The 17,331-nt window shown below is 35.6% G+C and carries 15 protein-coding genes and 1 tRNA gene; 14 read left to right on the top strand and 2 right to left on the bottom strand.

Features of this window, described 5'->3' with window-relative positions:
* Nucleotides 1–865: 865 nt before the first annotated feature.
* Entirely contained in the window at nt 866–988 is a 123-nt protein-coding gene (locus tag J3U66_RS12935) for a hypothetical protein (protein ID WP_416379679.1), read from the bottom strand.
* Nucleotides 989–1,897: 909 nt separating this feature from the next.
* Here J3U66_RS12935 and recC point away from each other — a divergent pair.
* From recC to lysS, 14 genes are all read left to right on the top strand, one after another.
* Nucleotides 1,898–5,113, top strand: coding sequence for an exodeoxyribonuclease V subunit gamma (gene recC, locus J3U66_RS09865; protein WP_267348846.1), 3,216 nt, complete (start codon nt 1,898–1,900; stop codon nt 5,111–5,113).
* An 8-nt stretch (nt 5,114–5,121) separates the two neighbouring features.
* Complete coding sequence (locus J3U66_RS09870) at nt 5,122–5,913, top strand: TatD family hydrolase (protein WP_267334329.1); 792 nt, start codon at nt 5,122–5,124, stop codon at nt 5,911–5,913.
* A 57-nt stretch (nt 5,914–5,970) separates the two neighbouring features.
* A complete protein-coding gene (gene panS, locus J3U66_RS09875; protein WP_065633175.1) occupies nt 5,971–6,936 on the top strand; it encodes a ketopantoate/pantoate/pantothenate transporter PanS in 966 nt (321 codons plus the stop codon).
* Between the two features lie 137 nt (nt 6,937–7,073).
* Nucleotides 7,074–8,477, top strand: coding sequence for an MFS transporter (locus J3U66_RS09880; protein WP_065633176.1), 1,404 nt, complete (start codon nt 7,074–7,076; stop codon nt 8,475–8,477).
* 4 nt (nt 8,478–8,481) lie between these two features.
* A complete protein-coding gene (locus J3U66_RS09885; protein ID WP_065633177.1) occupies nt 8,482–9,114 on the top strand; it encodes an MBL fold metallo-hydrolase in 633 nt (210 codons plus the stop codon).
* Between the two features lie 124 nt (nt 9,115–9,238).
* Entirely contained in the window at nt 9,239–9,817 is a 579-nt protein-coding gene (locus J3U66_RS09890; RefSeq protein WP_065633178.1) for a biotin transporter BioY, read from the top strand.
* Nucleotides 9,793–10,374 carry a YiiX/YebB-like N1pC/P60 family cysteine hydrolase gene (locus J3U66_RS09895; RefSeq protein ID WP_267334332.1) on the top strand — a complete coding sequence of 194 codons (582 nt, stop codon included), beginning with the start codon at nt 9,793–9,795 and terminating at the stop codon, nt 10,372–10,374. The genes J3U66_RS09890 and J3U66_RS09895 overlap by 25 nt, the downstream gene beginning before the upstream one ends.
* A 114-nt stretch (nt 10,375–10,488) precedes the next feature.
* Nucleotides 10,489–10,564: transfer RNA gene (locus tag J3U66_RS09900), tRNA-Asn, on the top strand.
* A gap of 481 nt (nt 10,565–11,045) precedes the next feature.
* The gene (locus J3U66_RS09905; protein ID WP_267344766.1) at nt 11,046–11,774 is read left to right on the top strand and encodes a type 1 glutamine amidotransferase; all 729 of its coding nucleotides are present in this window, start codon (nt 11,046–11,048) and stop codon (nt 11,772–11,774) included.
* Between the two features lie 29 nt (nt 11,775–11,803).
* Complete coding sequence (locus J3U66_RS09910; protein ID WP_267344767.1) at nt 11,804–12,319, top strand: VanW family protein; 516 nt, start codon at nt 11,804–11,806, stop codon at nt 12,317–12,319.
* Between the two features lie 10 nt (nt 12,320–12,329).
* Entirely contained in the window at nt 12,330–12,614 is a 285-nt protein-coding gene (locus J3U66_RS09915; RefSeq protein ID WP_267344768.1) for a hypothetical protein, read from the top strand.
* A gap of 140 nt (nt 12,615–12,754) precedes the next feature.
* Nucleotides 12,755–13,381 (top strand): Fe-Mn family superoxide dismutase, encoded by a 627-nt coding sequence (locus tag J3U66_RS09920; RefSeq protein ID WP_267334342.1) that lies wholly within the window; start codon nt 12,755–12,757, stop codon nt 13,379–13,381.
* A 175-nt stretch (nt 13,382–13,556) separates the two neighbouring features.
* Nucleotides 13,557–14,655, top strand: a protein-coding gene (gene prfB / locus J3U66_RS09925) for a peptide chain release factor 2 (protein ID WP_323849472.1) whose coding sequence is annotated in 2 segments (ribosomal slippage) — nt 13,557–13,631 and nt 13,633–14,655 — 1,098 coding nt in all. Because the reading frame shifts where the segments join, the coding sequence is not laid out codon by codon here.
* A 25-nt stretch (nt 14,656–14,680) separates the two neighbouring features.
* A complete protein-coding gene (gene lysS / locus J3U66_RS09930; RefSeq protein WP_267344771.1) occupies nt 14,681–16,195 on the top strand; it encodes a lysine--tRNA ligase in 1,515 nt (504 codons plus the stop codon).
* A 796-nt stretch (nt 16,196–16,991) separates the two neighbouring features.
* On the opposite strand, the gene J3U66_RS09935 is transcribed toward lysS, so the two are convergent.
* On the bottom strand, nt 16,992–17,331 hold a 340-nt coding region (locus tag J3U66_RS09935), incomplete at its 5' end, for a hypothetical protein (protein ID WP_267348849.1).

Below are 17,331 nucleotides of genomic sequence, written 5' to 3' on the forward strand. Positions count from 1 at the left end.
AGATACCGTTGGTTGGACTTTAAATCCATAATTAGGCACATAATCAGCTGTGTAACCACCACCATGAACAGCATCCGGCGAGCCTTTAGAACCATTCCATTCCCAAGGTCCCGAAACCGGTGAAGTTATTGTTGCATCATAAGTTCGCCACTGCATCTTAGGTGAAAGAACGATGTCATTAGGTTTAGCATAACAAATCATAGAGTCAGGAGCGATCTTATATTTTTTGGTTAACGTCACGCTATCGCTTTCATTGGGTATGCCATATTGAGAATAGGTTTTGAGCACTGCAGATATCTCTAACGTTAACGGCATGACATAACCACTGCCACAACCGATAATATTATTCAAATCACTATTTGGTATTTTATTTCCTTTTCCATCATACCATTGTGAAGTTGTCACTGTGAGTAAAAAAGGCTTAATCGGATCTGCTTTATCTCCATCAATATCTGAAAAATTAGTTATACTACTTAAATTATTGTAATAATACGTTTTCACAACAAAATCGCTGAACCGAAGATTTCCATCAAATCTTTTTACTACATCACTAATAATATTGCCACTTGCTTCACTATAAAATACATTTTTTACCGTAAAACCATGTTTATCGGATGCTTCTTTTACATTTGCCACTTTCGGCGCATTACCTATAATATTTTGCACGGTAGCAGCTGTTAAGCCATACGCATTTGGTTGCAAAAATAAACTCATAAATAATATAACGATTATTAACTTTATCTTCGCTATCGAAAAATATAAATTGAAAAATTTTGAGCTAAAAATAGCGAAAAACTGAATAGATGATTTTACTAATGTAAATGGAAGAATATTTTGTAATAATGCCAATACAGAAAGTCGGTGTTTACTCTCTAATTGACTTAAACCCGATGCCCGATGCCCGATGCCCGATGCCCGATGCCCGATGCCCGATGCCCGATGCCCGATGCCCGATGCCCGATGCCCGATTAAGACCACATTTTAACATATTTTTACTAATCCTTGTAGTGATTTACTTAATTTTTTCATAAAATTCAATTAGATAAACATTAAAACCATTACAACAAACCTGTATAGGAGCTTGTAAAAGTTTTCGTCATAGTAAATAAGTTCGAAAATTTTGTAATGCTCATTTTGGTAAAGATATGTAAAAATTAATTTATTCAATAAGATAGATAAATAATAATGTGATCATAAATAACGTTTTTAAGTTCATTTAGTTTGCATAGATTAAAAAAGCGTATAGTCAATTATTCAGCTGTTAACAGAGTTATACGACTTTTTAAGTACAAAATACTTAGTAACAATAATCATTGTAATCAAGTAAATAACGTTGTATTTAACAATGAAAAATCAACAAGTTAAACAAGGCAATAGCTCAACTTTAAAAGTTTTGGTAAAAAAAAAGACGATTTTGTTGTCAATAAGTCAGATTAATTATTCGTTTATAATCATAAAGCCAACCACTGAGCTAATTAAGATAGGTCATCACCTCAAAGTGTAATTAAGCGAGCAATATAGTTTAATTCTTCCACAGCAAGATAGGTTTTGATCCTATATATATTTAGTAAATTAAATGCCGATCAATAGCAAGTTAGATAAGAGAGAATATAAAATATTTTGTTCCTCAAAAAATGGATTACCCGTGTTTTTTTAGCAAAAATAGTTCATAGATGATTAATTTAATATAAAAATATAGAGTTATCATTCAAAGACCTTGCCAACATTTATCATAATTAAGCTAAATGATAAAACGTTAAACGTTTGCCTTTTCAAAAGGAAAACCCTATCGAAAATATTCATGCATAAAAGATCAAGTGTGAATAATTATCGATGCTGGATTTATTAATCACTATCAGCGATAATTTCAGGCAACTATACTAATTTTAATGTGATTATGTTTACCATTTACCATTCAAATCAAGTCGATTTACTCAAGTCTTTGGTAAGTCAATTAATGCAGCAACAACCATTAAATGATCTATTTATGCCAGACATGGTTATTGTGCAGAGTCAAGGAATGGCACAGTGGTTACAAATTGAGCTTGCTGATGAATTGGGAATTATAGCCAATGTTGAATTTCCTTTCCCTACTCAATTTATTTGGCAACTTTATCAAACGCTATTACCTAATGCTCCCATTGAAAATACGTTTAATCCTGAATCTATGGCTTGGCGCTTATATTATTTATTACCTAAAATTATTGATGAGCCTGAGTTTATTACCCTTAAACATTATTTAAATATTGATAAGCAAGATAGAAAGTTATATCAACTTGCAACTCGTATTGCTCGTTTGTTCGACCAATATTTAGTTTATCGTCCTGATTGGCTGGCACAATGGGAAGCCAATAACACAGTTCAAGAATTAAACTTACATGCCGATGAAGTTTGGCAAGCAAAGCTCTGGCGTAAATTAATATCAATTAGTCAACCTTACCATCGCGCTAATATCTATCAACAAATGTTGGAGATTCTAGCAGATCCTCATTTCGATCCAGCACGGCTGACGCCATTACCAAAACGAATTTTTATTTTTGGTATAACTTCACTTCCACCAATTTATTTATCACTACTTTCAGCATTAGGACAACATATTGATGTCCATTTAATGTTTAATAACCCGTGTAAATGGTATTGGGGAGATATCGTTGAGAAACAATTATCACAATCACATAATGACCCAACCCAAATACCCAATGCTTTATTAACCTCGTGGGGAAAATTAGGTCGAGACAACCTATTTTTATTGCAAGAATGTATGAATAAGCAAGATATTGATGTGTTTGTCGATCAACCACGTGATTGTTTATTACACTCTATTCAACAAGATATTTTGGATCTTTATCCCCAAGTGGCAACCCAACACCCCATTCAAACTCAAGACCGCTCTATCTCTATCCATGCTTGTCATAGTGAACAACGCGAAGTTGAAGTGTTATATGACTATCTTTTGTCAATTTTTGATGCCGATCCATCACTTGAGTTACGAGATTGTATTGTAATGGTATCGGATATTGACAAATACGTTCCTTATATTCGTTCAGTTTTTGGTAATGCTTATGGGCAACGCTATTTACCTTTTACAATTTCAGATCAAAAAGCTCGCAATATTGATCCAATAGTACAGGGCTTCTTTGCGATATTGAATTTTCCACAAAGCCGATTTACTGCTGAAGATTTGTTTAATTTACTTGAAATACCAGCCATTTCTAAACAATTTTCAATCGATGAATCACAATTATCACTATTACGAATTTGGATTGTTGAATCTGGCATTCGTTTTGGGCTTGAACATAACCACAGTTGGCTATTTGGGCTTGAACGATTGCTACTGGGTTATACCATGACAAGCGATCAAGGTGGTTGGCAACAAATTTTACCTTATGATGGTGCAACGGGTTTAGATGCTGAATTAATAGGTCAATTAGCTGAATTTATTGGTGTAGTCAGTAAATGGTTAGTGTTATTAGATGAAGATAAACCTTTGGCAGAATGGCAAAGCTGCTGCCTTGAAATTATCAATGACTTTTTTTTCAAAGATGCCCAAAACGAATCAATATTATTGATGATTGAACAAGAGTGGCAAAAGCTGATAAATAGTGGGTTAACAGCTAATTTTTCTGACAAAATTTCAATTACAATTTTACATGATGCAATGCAGGCACGTTTGGAACAAAATCATTTAGCCCATCGCTTTTTAATTGGTAAAATTAACTTTTGTACTATGATGCCGATGCGTTCAATTCCCTTTAAAGTGGTGTGTCTACTGGGTATGAATGATGGTGATTATCCTAGGACTTCATTACCACTAGATTTTGATTTAATTGCAGAACATCCAAGACGAGGGGATCGAAGTCGTCGTAATGATGATCGCTATCTTTTTTTAGAAGCGATATTATCGGCTGAAAATCAATTATATATCAGCTATATTGGTCGTGATATGAAAGATGATAGTGAGCGCTATCCATCTGTTTTAGTTGATGAACTTTGTGATTATATTGCGCAATACTATTGTGAAGAAGGTGCTGAAAAAACAGAAAATACAAAACATTTTCCTGATTTTTTATGTATCCATCATACTCGAACCCCTTTTAATCCACAAAACTTTTTACAAGATCCAAGAAGTTATGCCGATGAATGGTTACCTGCCGCATTACAGCAAGGTAAAACTGTACCTTTTATCAGCCAAATTACCACTATCACAGTAGATAGTATTAATCTTGATGAACTAAAAAGGTTTTATCAGCATTCAATAAGGTTTTTTTTACAAAAACGCTTCCATTTTTATATCCATTATTTAGATGATAACTTACCCGATGCAGAAAATTTTAATTTAGATAACTTAAAGCGTTATCAATTAAATATAGCAATACTTGAACAACTAATTACAAAAGATGGCAATAATTCACAAGACGATCTTTATCAACGTTTAGCATTAAGTGGGGATTTGCCCGATGGCGCTTTTGGACAGATCATCTATGATGAGCAAAATCAAGCTATGCACACTTTAGCTGATAAAATTAATCAAGAACGCCTAAACTTTACTACTCAAGAAGTTAATTTAACTATTTCTACAAGTCAATACGATTGTCAATTGCAAGGATGGTTAACCCATATTCAACAAGATGGTATTTTAACTTGGCGCCCATCTAAATTATCAATTCGTAATGGGATTTCGTTATGGATTGATCACTTACTCTATTGTATTTTAAATCCCGATACACTCGACACTCAAAGCCGTATGTATGGTCGAGAAGAGACTCAATGGCGTTTTTCATATTTAAACGCTAATCAAGCCTTAGGTTTTCTGACTGATTTAGTCGAAGGGTATTTACAGGGGATAAATGAACCATTATTTATGCCAATCGAAAGTGCGTGGAGTTGGTTAATAACAGCCTACAACCCGAAAACCGGTGAAATTGTGCCGAGTGAAAAAGCCAATAATAAATTGTTAAGTACTTGGCAAGGTGGTTTGTATTATCCAGCTGAATGTGATAGTTACTATCAAAGGCTTTATCCTGAACTAACTCAAAATTTGATAGAACAAATTATTGTTTTAGCTAAGCGGTTTTTATTGCCGATCTTATTGCATCAAACAACAGTTGAATAGGAGGCATTATGTTTATTGATACACATTGTCATTTTGATTTTCCACTGTTTACCAATCATTTAGACGAATCAATAAATTATATCCGACAAGCAAATATTACCGGATTGATTATCCCGGCGGTTGCCGCTCATCATTTTGATACGGTGCTACAATTAGCCAATCATTATAACGAAATTTATGCTGCATTAGGATTACACCCAATATATAGCCATACTGAAGCTGATTTAGAACAATTACGTAATCGACTCAGCCATCTACCCCAAAAAGTGGTTGCAATTGGTGAAATAGGTTTAGATAAATATAATCTGACGATCGATTGGCAACAACAGTTATTCTTTTTTAGATCACAATTAATGTTGGCTAAACAATTCGATTTACCGGTACTTATCCATTCACGTAAAACTCATGATATTATGTATCACGAGTTACGCCAAGCCGATCTGCCTTGTCGTGGCGTGATACATGGTTTTTCAGGTAGCTATCAACAAGCGATGCAATTTATTAAGCTTGGTTATTCTATTGGTGTTGGAGGAGTCATTAGTTATGATCGCGCAAACAAAACACGCAACACAATTGCTAACTTGCCGCTTGCAAGCCTTGTACTCGAAACTGATGCGCCCGATATGCCATTAAGTGGCAAGCAAGGTCAAGCAAATCGACCTGAAAATATCGTCGAGATATTTAAAATTTTAACTGAATTACGCAGTGAATCACCCGAGCAAATACTTAACACTATCTTAACAAATACCTTGACGCTATTTAGTAGAATTAATAGAATGACCACACTGTGCAAAAAATAAATAACTAATTAATTATTATAAAGATATTTTATTTAACTAACCAGATGGTGTTTTTTTATGGCGAAACGTTATAACCAATTTTTTATTCAATCACTCATATCCCTTACACGCTTATTCCCGCTGTGGGCAATACTTTGTGCCGTAGCAGCCTATTTTTTTCCAAGTACATTTTTACCTGTGCGCCCTCATACATCACAGTTATTAATGTTTGTAATGTTTACTATGGGCGTAACGTTAAGTATTGATGATTTTAAACGCGTCGTTACCAAACCTAAAGCGGTAATAATTTGTACCCTACTGCATTATATCGTTATGCCACTGACCGCTTTAATCTTATCTAAATTGTTTACCATGCGACCTGAGTTATTAGTTGGCATGGTTTTAGTCGGTAGTGTTGCGAGTGGTACCGCATCAAATGTTATGATCTATTTAGCAAAAGGCGATGTCGCGTTATCTGTCACAATTTCGTCAGTATCTACCTTAGTTGGCGTAGTTGTTACCCCGCTACTCACGTTATTATTAGTTGGTACCACTGTTGAAGTTCCGGTTCTGGATATGCTTGTTCATATTGTGCAAATTGTGTTAATTCCAATTATATTAGGTTTATTGGTGCACCATTTACTCAACCCATTAGTAAAAAAATGTGAACGTTTTTTACCACTTTTATCGATGATCTGTATTTTATTAATACTTTGTGTTGTAGTTGCAGGTAGCCATGCACAAATAGGACAAGTTGGTTTTACAGTTATTTTTGCAGTTATTATTCATAATGGCTTAGGAATACTGGGTGGTTATTGGGGTGGACGTCTATTTGGATTTGACGAATCAACCTGTCGAACTATGTCACTGGAAGTAGGTATGCAAAACTCAGCATTAGCAGCAACCCTTGGTACAACTTATTTTTCAGCATTATCCGCTTTACCAGCAGCAGTATTCTCAGTTTGGCATAATATTTCAGGTTCATTACTTGCAGGATATTGGCAAGGCAAACCCGTTAAAAATAAGAAAAAAGCCAACAATTAACAAATATTATTGTAGAATAACCTTCAGTACTTTGTCTGGCTTAATAATCGATTAAGCTAGGCAAAACAATATACATTCAGGGCTGATATTTTTCCCCTGTTAAGCCCAGTATTCCGATGAATTTTAGGTTAATTAAAATGAATAGCGAATTACAATTATCCCCTTTTGTGTATCGCATATTACCGTGGATCGCGGCATTTGCTTTTTTTATGCAATCGCTTGATACCTCGATATTAAACACTGCACTGCCAACCATGGCTAAAGACCTTAATCAATCACCGTTAAATATGCAATCAGCTGTCATTAGTTATGCTTTAACACTTGCATTGTTTATTCCGGTTAGTGGTTTTTTATCTGACAAATTTGGTACCAGAAATATTTTTGTTATGGCGGTGGGGCTATTTACTTTAGGGTCATTACTTTGTGCTTCATCCAATTCATTAATTTTCTTAGATATCTCACGCGTTATTCAAGGTATTGGTGGTTCCATGATGGTTCCAGTATCACGTTTGGTGCTCATCAAGTCATTTAAACGGAGCGACTTTTTAGTCGCCTTAAACACTGCAACTATTCCCGGTTTAATTGGACCGGTATTAGGGCCGGTACTAGGCGGTTATTTAGTTGACATGGTCAGTTGGCATTGGGTATTTTTGATCAACCTACCTATTGGTTTATTAGGAATGATAATTAGTTTCCGATATATGCCCAACATAAAAGGCGTGCGAATGCCTTTTGATTTATTTGGTTTTATATTTATTGTCATTACTTTTATTAGTGCAACGTTAAGTGTTGAACTTTTAAACCAAAATCAACAATATCAGCTACCCTTGTTACTTGTAATAATTAGTATTGTGTTTTTGTTTATTTATCGAGGATATGCAAATAAAAAACCAGCGCCGTTATTCCCTTTATCACTATTTAAGATTCGTACATTCAAAATAGGAATTATTGGCAATCTAATTTGTCGTTTAGGCATATCGGGGGTGCCTTTTTTAATTCCTCTATTATTACAAGTAGGATTTGGTTATTCAGCCATTTTTGCAGGTATGATGTTGGTACCAATGGCGCTAGCTTCAATCTGTACCAGAATATTCATTCCTCGAATTTTAGGGCGTTTAGGTTACCGTTTTGTATTAGTTGCTAACACCATATTTGCAGGCATTATGATTGCTTTAATGTCACTTTTGAATTCATCATCACCGCTTATCTTTATGTGTTTATTGCTATTTTGTATTGGTGGCATTAACTCTATTCAGTATACAGCGATGAATAGCATCACATTAGCAAATTTAGAAGGCGAAAATACCAGCAGTGGTAATAGTTTAATGGCAGTAAACCAACAATTAGCGATCAGTTTTGGTACAGGATTTGGCGCAGTATTAGTACGATTGATTAGTCATTCAACCAGTACTATTCATGCATTTCAATATACCTTTATTATACTCGGCGTTGTTACCATATTATCAAGCATGATCTTTGCCCAGTTAAAAAAAGAGGATGGACAAAATCTAACCTCTCATCATCAAGAAACAAGGAGATAACAATATGTTCCAGTATCAAATCATTCCAGTTACAGCTTTCCAAGAAAATTGTAGCATCATTTGGTGTGATAAAACCATGGAAGGCGCAATTATCGATCCTGGTGGTGAGCCTGAATTATTAGAAAAAGCAGTAGAAAAGTTAGGCGTTAACATAAAACAAATTTTGCTAACACATGGGCATTTAGATCATGTAGGTGCAGCAGTTACATTAGCAACTAATTTTGGTGTGAAGGTTATCGGACCTAGTCATGAAGATGAGTTTTTATTTAATGCCTTACCACAACAATCAATGCAATTTGGTTTTCCCTATACCGAAAGTTTTTTACCCGATCGTTGGCTGAAAGAAGGCGATAAAATCCAAGTCGGCAACATTACACTTGATGTACTTTTTTGCCCCGGCCATACTCCAGGACATATCGTATTTATTAATGCAAAAGATAAAATTGCATTTGTTGGTGATGTACTATTTAAAAGTAGCATTGGACGAACCGATTTTCCTCGTGGAAATCATGCTGATTTAATCTCATCAATAACCCATAAACTTTTCCCACTGGGTGATGATTTTATCTTTGTTCCTGGCCATGGACCTATGTCGAGCTTTGGCAATGAACGAATGACTAACCCTTTTTTAGTCTAAGACAACTATTGGTTTAAATAAAAAGCAACATTAATAATGTAAACTTTTTAATGTTAAAATAGTTTACATTATAGTTTTTTGTATTATTATTGCACTACTGTTTATTTTTTAATGGTAGAAAATAATGAAACTCACAACATATTATCCAACTTATATCAATACACTATTTAACTTATCATCTTGGCAACGCAAACTGTGTGCAACTACAGGGGCGGCCCTACTGCTAGGGTTAGCAGCTAATATCAGTATTCCCACATACCCAGTACCATTCACACTTCAATCGTTAGCCGTATTGTTAATTGGCGCTTTTTTAGGTCGTAAACTAGGTGCATTAACCATACTTCAATATCTCTTTTTAGGTGCAATGGGATTACCACTATTCGCTAACGGTAGCGGTGGAATTATGGCATTAGCTTCACCGTCATCAGGTTATTTGTATGGTTATATATTTAGTGCTTATTTAGCCGGTTTTGCTGCCGAAAAAGGGTACGATCGTCACTTTATTTTAGGATTAATTGCCTTCGCTTGTGCACATCAACTCTTATTTGTATTTGGTGTCGTTTATCTAATGGGATATATGCATATTTCACTTATCGAAGCACTAAAAGTCGGCTACTTACCTTTTGTTGGTGTTGATGCAGCTAAATTTATTATTGCAACTTGCGTAATGTTCTCATTATGGCGCCACCACGCACGCAAATAACCATGCAAATTGGCGATATTATTTTCCAAGCCCAGAATGAAGAAAGCGAATTCAATACAGCGATCACTCATTCTGGTGCCCAAATCAGCGCTGATGACATAATCAATCAAATAAGCCATGTTGGGTTATATATTGGCGATAATATCGTTATTGAAGCCACCCAAAAACATGGGGTAATCTATACCCCCCTTAATGACTTTTTAGCCGTTGCAAAATATAATCTTGTCGCAACCATTTATGATGAGTCAGTCATCAAAAATGCATTAACACGAGTTCAAACCTGCCTTGGGTTGCCCTATAACCATAGTTTTCGAGCAGATGATAAGGGCTTTTACTGTAGTGAACTGATTACTTTTGCCTTTAAATACCCGTCAGGTAAAGATTATTTTCAATTATATCCAATGAATTTTAAAGATTCTGTTACTAACCAAATTATCCCCTATTGGATCGATTATTATCGAGCACTTAACCAAACTATTCCACAAGGTGCATTAGGTTCACATCCACAACAGTTAATGCGGCAAACACATTTATTTAAAACTATCCGAACATATTAAGCTTAGCAAATAAAGTCAATAAAATAGGTCAATTGAACATAAAAAAGCGATTTGAAATAATTTAATTGTTGACATAGCGACATTAAATCTATAATATGCGCGCTACATTTCGGTTCCTCCATAGTTCAGTCGGTAGAACGGCGGACTGTTAATCCGTATGTCACAGGTTCAAGTCCTGTTGGAGGAGCCAACTTCATTCACCTTATGTTTTTCCAACCTTAGCAAATCATTAAAATTATCAATTTTCAAAGTTACTCATCAATACTTGGTGTTAAGCTAACTAGAAAGCTTATTTAGATGGTATAATGCTGTGGAAATTATATGTCTCAATCATCCTTCAATCCTGCAAAACGTTATTAAGCAAAATTGTTTTGTAAAATCTTAAATGATAACGGTTTAACGATATTATCTAAATGAGTTGGAACTGTGGCTCACCGCTAGAATATAAAATTTAAAAAATTATTTTTAGCTGATAAATTGAAAGAATATCTTGCAAAAAAAATCAATCAATAGCATATTTAATACTATTTATTTGATTTAAAGCTTATTTTTAAAATAAGTTAGCTGCTAAAACGCATTTATGAACAATGGCTTAAACGATTAACAATCGTCAATAATTTCTAATAAAATTAATATAAATTTTGTAAAAATGAAATTTAGGAAAAAGAATAATGCATATACATTTTATTATTCACGAAGATTTCGAAGCACCTGGCGCATATGAGCAATGGGCAAAAATACATCAACACACAATTAGCTATTCGCGTGTCTACCTTGGTGAACCCCTTCCAGATAATATCAATAGTATTGATTTTCTAATTATCATGGGTGGACCACAATCACCGGCAACTACAAAACAAGAATGTGCCCATTTTGACTCGTTAGCTGAGCAAGCTATCATTTTATCTGCAATTAAAGCCAATAAAGTTGTTATTGGTGTTTGCCTTGGATCACAATTAATTGGCGAAGCACTTGGTGCACATTACGAACATAGCCCAGAAAAAGAGATTGGCAAATTCCCAATTACGTTGACCGAAGCGGGTAAAAAAAATCCGTTATTTTCTCATTTCGGTGATAGTTTAGCTGTCGGTCACTGGCACAATGATATGCCTGGTTTAACTCAAGATGCCCAAATCATTGCCTATAGTGAAGGCTGTCCACGGCAAATTATTGCTTATGGCAAATTGGTGTATGGTTTTCAATGTCATATGGAGTTAACTCATGAAGTGGTTGCTAAGCTCATTGCACATTCTCAAGATGATATTAGTCAAGCTGCAAATTATCGCTTTGTCGATACAGAAGACAAATTACGCGCGCACGATTATAGCCAAATGAACTTAAAGTTGTTTATTTTTCTCGATAAACTTAACAAGTATTATCACTCCACCTGTAAAAATTGATCCATTATTCGATATAAAAACTGTCAATTATGCAAAAAATTGTAGTAGATAAACCGGAAAAACGCAGCCCTTTAAGGTTAAAATTAGGAAAAGAATACTTTATTTTAAAACGTAAACTAGATTGGTGGAAAAATCGTAAGCTATATAGTACTGTCGACATCAATAATCACGCGTGCCGTTATTCCCATAAAAAACATCAATCGGTTTTATTAAGGCAGTTAAAAGATGTGGATATGTATCTGCAATACAACAAAATCACCAATCTACACTTAGCGGTAGAAAAACTCAATGGTTCAATCATAAAACCGAATCAACGTTTTTCGATCTGGCATAACATCGGGCGCCCAACGAAAAAGCGCGGTTTTTTAGAAGGTCTTTCACTGCACAATGGCAAAATTGGTAAAGATATTGGTGGGGGACTTTGTCAGTTAGGCAATTTAATTTATTGGATGGTTTTGCATTCTGAATTAACGGTTATAGAACGCTGGCGACATAGTTTTGATGTTTTTCCTGATGTAAACCGCACTCGCGACCTTATCTTATAACTATGTTGATTTGCAGCTACTCAACAAAACCAATACAACATACCGCCTTAATCTTTGGCTTGATGATAAATATTTACATGGGGAACTACTTGCTGATACTCCGTTATGTTATCAATATGAAGTTTTCGAAACCGATCATCGCATTGAGCAACAATGGTGGGGAGGTTACACAAGGCACAATAAAATATGGCAACGAAAAACCCATTTAATAGATCATTATCAGCAAGAAAAGCTGATTTGTGAAAATCATGCCATTATGATGTACGTACCCTATTTAAAAAATAGTGAAGATTAATTAACAACCATAAGAAAATAGTAATTTTCACAAACAAATAGTCATCAACTATCTAAATAATAGTTTGTGAGCCATATTAATAACTCGTATACTGCTTAAATTAAGTAGTTAATAATAATATATATGAAAGGAGCAACTTCATGGCCTACACTTTACCAGCGCTACCTTATGCGTATGATGCATTAGAACCTTATATTGATGAACAAACTATGCATCTACATCATGACAAACACCATCAAACTTATGTCAATAATGCCAACGGCATTTTAGAAACACTATCTGATGAAATCAAACAATTAAGCCCTGAAGCTTTATTAGCTAATTTGGACAAAGTGCCAAGCGATAAAGTTACCGGAATTAAAAATAATGTGGGTGGGCATGTTAATCACACTTTATTTTGGGAACTACTAAAAGTGGGAACTGAACTTAAAGGTGAACTAAAAGCCGCAATTGAAAAAGATTTTGGTACAGTTGATGCATTTAAAGAAAAATTTTCAGCAGCAGCGGCAAGTCGTTTTGGCTCAGGTTGGGCATGGTTAGTATTACAAAATGGTAAACTTGCAGTTGTATCAACAGCAAACCAAGATTCTCCGCTAATGGGTGAAAAATATTCAGGTGTTTCTGGTACACCAATTTTAGCACTTGATGTTTGGGAGCATGCTTATTATCTAAAATACCAAAATCGTCGTGCTGATTACATTGGTGCATTTTGGAATGTCATTAACTGGGACAAAGTGGCTGAACTTTATGCTCAAGCTAAAAAATAATTAATTTAAATAGTTCTGTTTTGAGTTAAAAATGACGCATGATGCGTCATTTTTATTTTCAACAATAATGTATCAAAGCAAGGATAAGACATAAAATTGCTAATTGCTAATTTATGTATAAATCCGCTACAATGTGCGATTATGCCAAAATTATAAAAACCAACAAAAATAAAACATGTTTGAAATTAATCCAATAAAATCCAAAATAGCTGAACTTACTGAGCGCACAAATGTCATTCGGGGGTATCTTTGACTATGATCTCAAGAAAGAACGTCTTGAGGAAGTCAATGCTGAATTAGAACAATCCGAAGTTTGGGCCGATCCAGAAAAAGCACAAGCATTAGGCAAAGAACGCGTTGCGCTAGAAGAGATCATCAATACCATCAATACCTTAGAACAAGGTCTGGACGACGTCGAAGGTCTACTTGAACTTGCTATTGAAGCAGAAGATCAAGACACTTTTGACGAAGCCAATCAAGAACTTGAACAACTCGAAAAAAAGCTAGCTGGTCTTGAATTTCGCCGAATGTTCTCGGGTGATTATGACAGTGCTGACTGTTACTTAGATATCCAATCAGGCTCAGGTGGTACTGAAGCCCAAGATTGGGCGGAAATGTTACTGAGAATGTATTTACGCTGGGCTGAATCGAAAGGTTTTACAACCGAAGTGATGGAAGTATCAGACGGTGATGTAGCTGGCATAAAATCAGCCACAATCAAAGTAACCGGCGATTATGCTTATGGTTGGTTACGCACTGAAACCGGTGTCCACCGCTTAGTACGAAAAAGCCCATTTGACTCAGGAAACCGCCGTCATACCTCATTTGCATCGGTATTTGTCTATCCAGAAGTTGATGACAATATTGATATCGACATCAATCCAGCCGATCTGCGCATCGACGTTTATCGTGCATCGGGCGCGGGTGGTCAGCATGTCAATAAAACCGAATCTGCTGTACGTATTACCCACGTACCAACGGGAATTGTGACACAATGTCAAAATAACCGCTCGCAACATAGTAATAAAGATCAGGCCATGAAACAGTTAAAAGCAAAACTGTATGAGCTTGAAATGCACAAAAAGAATGCCGAAAAACAACAAATGGAAGAAAACAAATCCGATATTGGTTGGGGCAGCCAAATTCGTTCGTATGTACTTGATGATTCACGAATCAAAGACTTACGCACAGGCGTTGAAACACGCAATACGCAAGCCGTTTTAGACGGTGATTTAGATCAATTTATTGAAGAAAGCTTAAAAGCCGGTTTATAACTGGTAATAAATAAAAGGTAAAATTATGTCAACACAGCAAGAGCAACAAAACCATATTGAAGAGTTAAATAACGAGCTTACAATACGTCGTGAAAAGCTAGCTGCAATTCGCAAACAAGGCATTGCTTTCCCGAATGATTTTCGTCGTGACGCAATTTCAAGCGATCTTCATAAATTGTATGATGATAAAACTAACGAAGAGTTAATTGAAAATAAAATTACTGTCACTGTTGCCGGTCGAATGATGATGCGCCGTATTATGGGTAAAGCCTCATTTGTATCATTACAAGATGTTGCAGGGCAAATCCAGCTCTATGTCACTCGTGATGATCTACCCGAAAATTACTACAACGAACAATTCAAAAAATGGGATCTTGGTGACATCGTCGGTGCTAAAGGTTACTTATTCAAAACCAAAACAGGTGAACTATCAATTCATTGTGAAGAAATCCGCCTACTAACTAAAGCATTACGCCCATTACCAGATAAATTCCACGGCTTAGCAGATCAAGAAATGCGCTATCGTCAACGTTACCTTGATTTAATTACTAATCAACAATCACGTGACACCTTTATTGCTCGCTCAAAAGTGGTAACTGAAATTCGTAACTTTATGTTAGAAAACCACTTTATGGAAGTTGAAACCCCAATGATGCAAGTCATCCCAGGTGGTGCATCAGCCAAACCATTTATTACGCACCATAATGCGCTTGATTTAGATATGTATCTACGTATTGCCCCTGAACTTTATTTAAAACGTTTAGTTGTAGGTGGTTTTGAACGAGTATTTGAAATTAATCGAAACTTCCGTAATGAAGGCGTATCACCAAGACATAATCCAGAGTTTACCATGATGGAAATGTACATGGCTTATGCCGATTACAAAGACCTGATTGTTTTAACTGAAGCATTATTCCGCCGCCTTGCAATCGCCGTAACGGGTAATCCAGTTGTACAATATGGCGAGCATACTTTCGATTTTGGCAAACCATTTATCAAAATGACTATGCGTGAGGCAATTTGTCATTACCGCCCAGAAACCAATAATGCTGATTTAGATGATTTTGATAAAGCGTGTGCAATTGCCAAAGCTGTCGGTATTAAAATTGAAAAAAGTTGGGGACTCGGTCGAGTAGTGACTGAAATTTTTGAAGAAGTTGCCGAGGCTAACTTAATTCAACCAACGTTTATTACTGAATATCCGGCTGAAGTATCGCCACTTGCTCGCCGTAACGACGAAAATCCATTTGTAACAGACCGCTTTGAGTTCTTTATTGGTGGACGTGAAATTGGTAACGGCTTCTCAGAACTTAACGATGCTGAAGACCAAGCACAACGTTTTGCCGATCAGGTATCGCAAAAAGATGCGGGTGATGACGAAGCAATGTTCTATGATGAAGATTATATCACCGCATTAGAGCACGGCTTACCGCCAACAGCAGGGCTAGGAATTGGGATTGACCGAACCGTAATGCTATTTACCAATAGCCATACCATTCGGGACGTCATTTTATTCCCAACTATGCGTCCAATTAAATAAACCAAATACCACAAAAAACTCATCTATTAAAAAATAGGTGAGTTTTGTCAGTAAGCACTTATATTTTCTTTAACTTTTCTAAAATTATTTTACTCACAATAAGCATATTATATATGCAATATATATCTAATTAGGCTTTTCCAATTGCCAATCAAGTTCAATTAACATTAATATAATTTAGCATCATGCTTAACGCCACACATGTAGCCTATAACTTAATTAGTAACAGATAAATAATATAGTAAGTTATTACTCACTATAAACATGACCACTAAACGTGGATTACGAATATATAAAGGTTTTATCAGGACTTTTCATTAAACTAAATACTGAGAAGTGAATTTTACATAAACATAACTTAGCAATCATAGAGTATATTTGTTTGATTCATACTCAAATAAGTTATTAACTTACGCTAAAGCAAATCAGCAATCTTTGCGTTTTTAATGCTCACTATTATTTAGCATTAGGTTCACTTAATTACATAAATAACCATAATATGATAATCAATCACATATAGTTTAACCTAGAAAGTAAGTACTTAATCACTTTAAATCATAACCGATTGTTCATTAATACAATAACTTAGCCTTTATGTAGATTTTGGATTCGCAAGCAACGTTGGCTATAAATTTAGCCAACGTGATGTTACTGCAATTTACTCAACTATATCGGTACAGGCTTAGACACCACAAAATTGCTATTTATCGCTCACAAAACCATTTAAGTTAACGAATATTTAACGAATAAACACTATTTTTGCTAACCCTCAACTTTCGTGCTCAAGAAATAAGCACTAAGGATAGACGCAAACCCCTTTGTAGGTGTAGCCGGGGGAGAAGGTGTAAACTAAGCCGTCGTCCGTGGTGACAAGAAACGGGCGCGAACCGTCGCCGTCACTTGTCCAGACGGTACCGACGGTGAAGCCGGCAGCGGTATAACGGTTCATGATGCCCCATTCGGTAAACAAACCCGCACCAATATTACGCTGATAAATATCTTGAGTTGATGCCGGCGTGGCGCCATCTATGCCATTAACGCATGGAAAGTAGCTATTATTGACGCCACACTTTGCGTTAGTTAAGTCTTTGACCTGTGGCAGGCGGTAACCGCCGCCTAAATTGCTACACCAGGAT

Source organism: Gilliamella sp. B2969, from assembly GCF_026536195.1.
Classification (GTDB): Bacteria; Pseudomonadota; Gammaproteobacteria; order Enterobacterales; family Orbaceae; genus Gilliamella.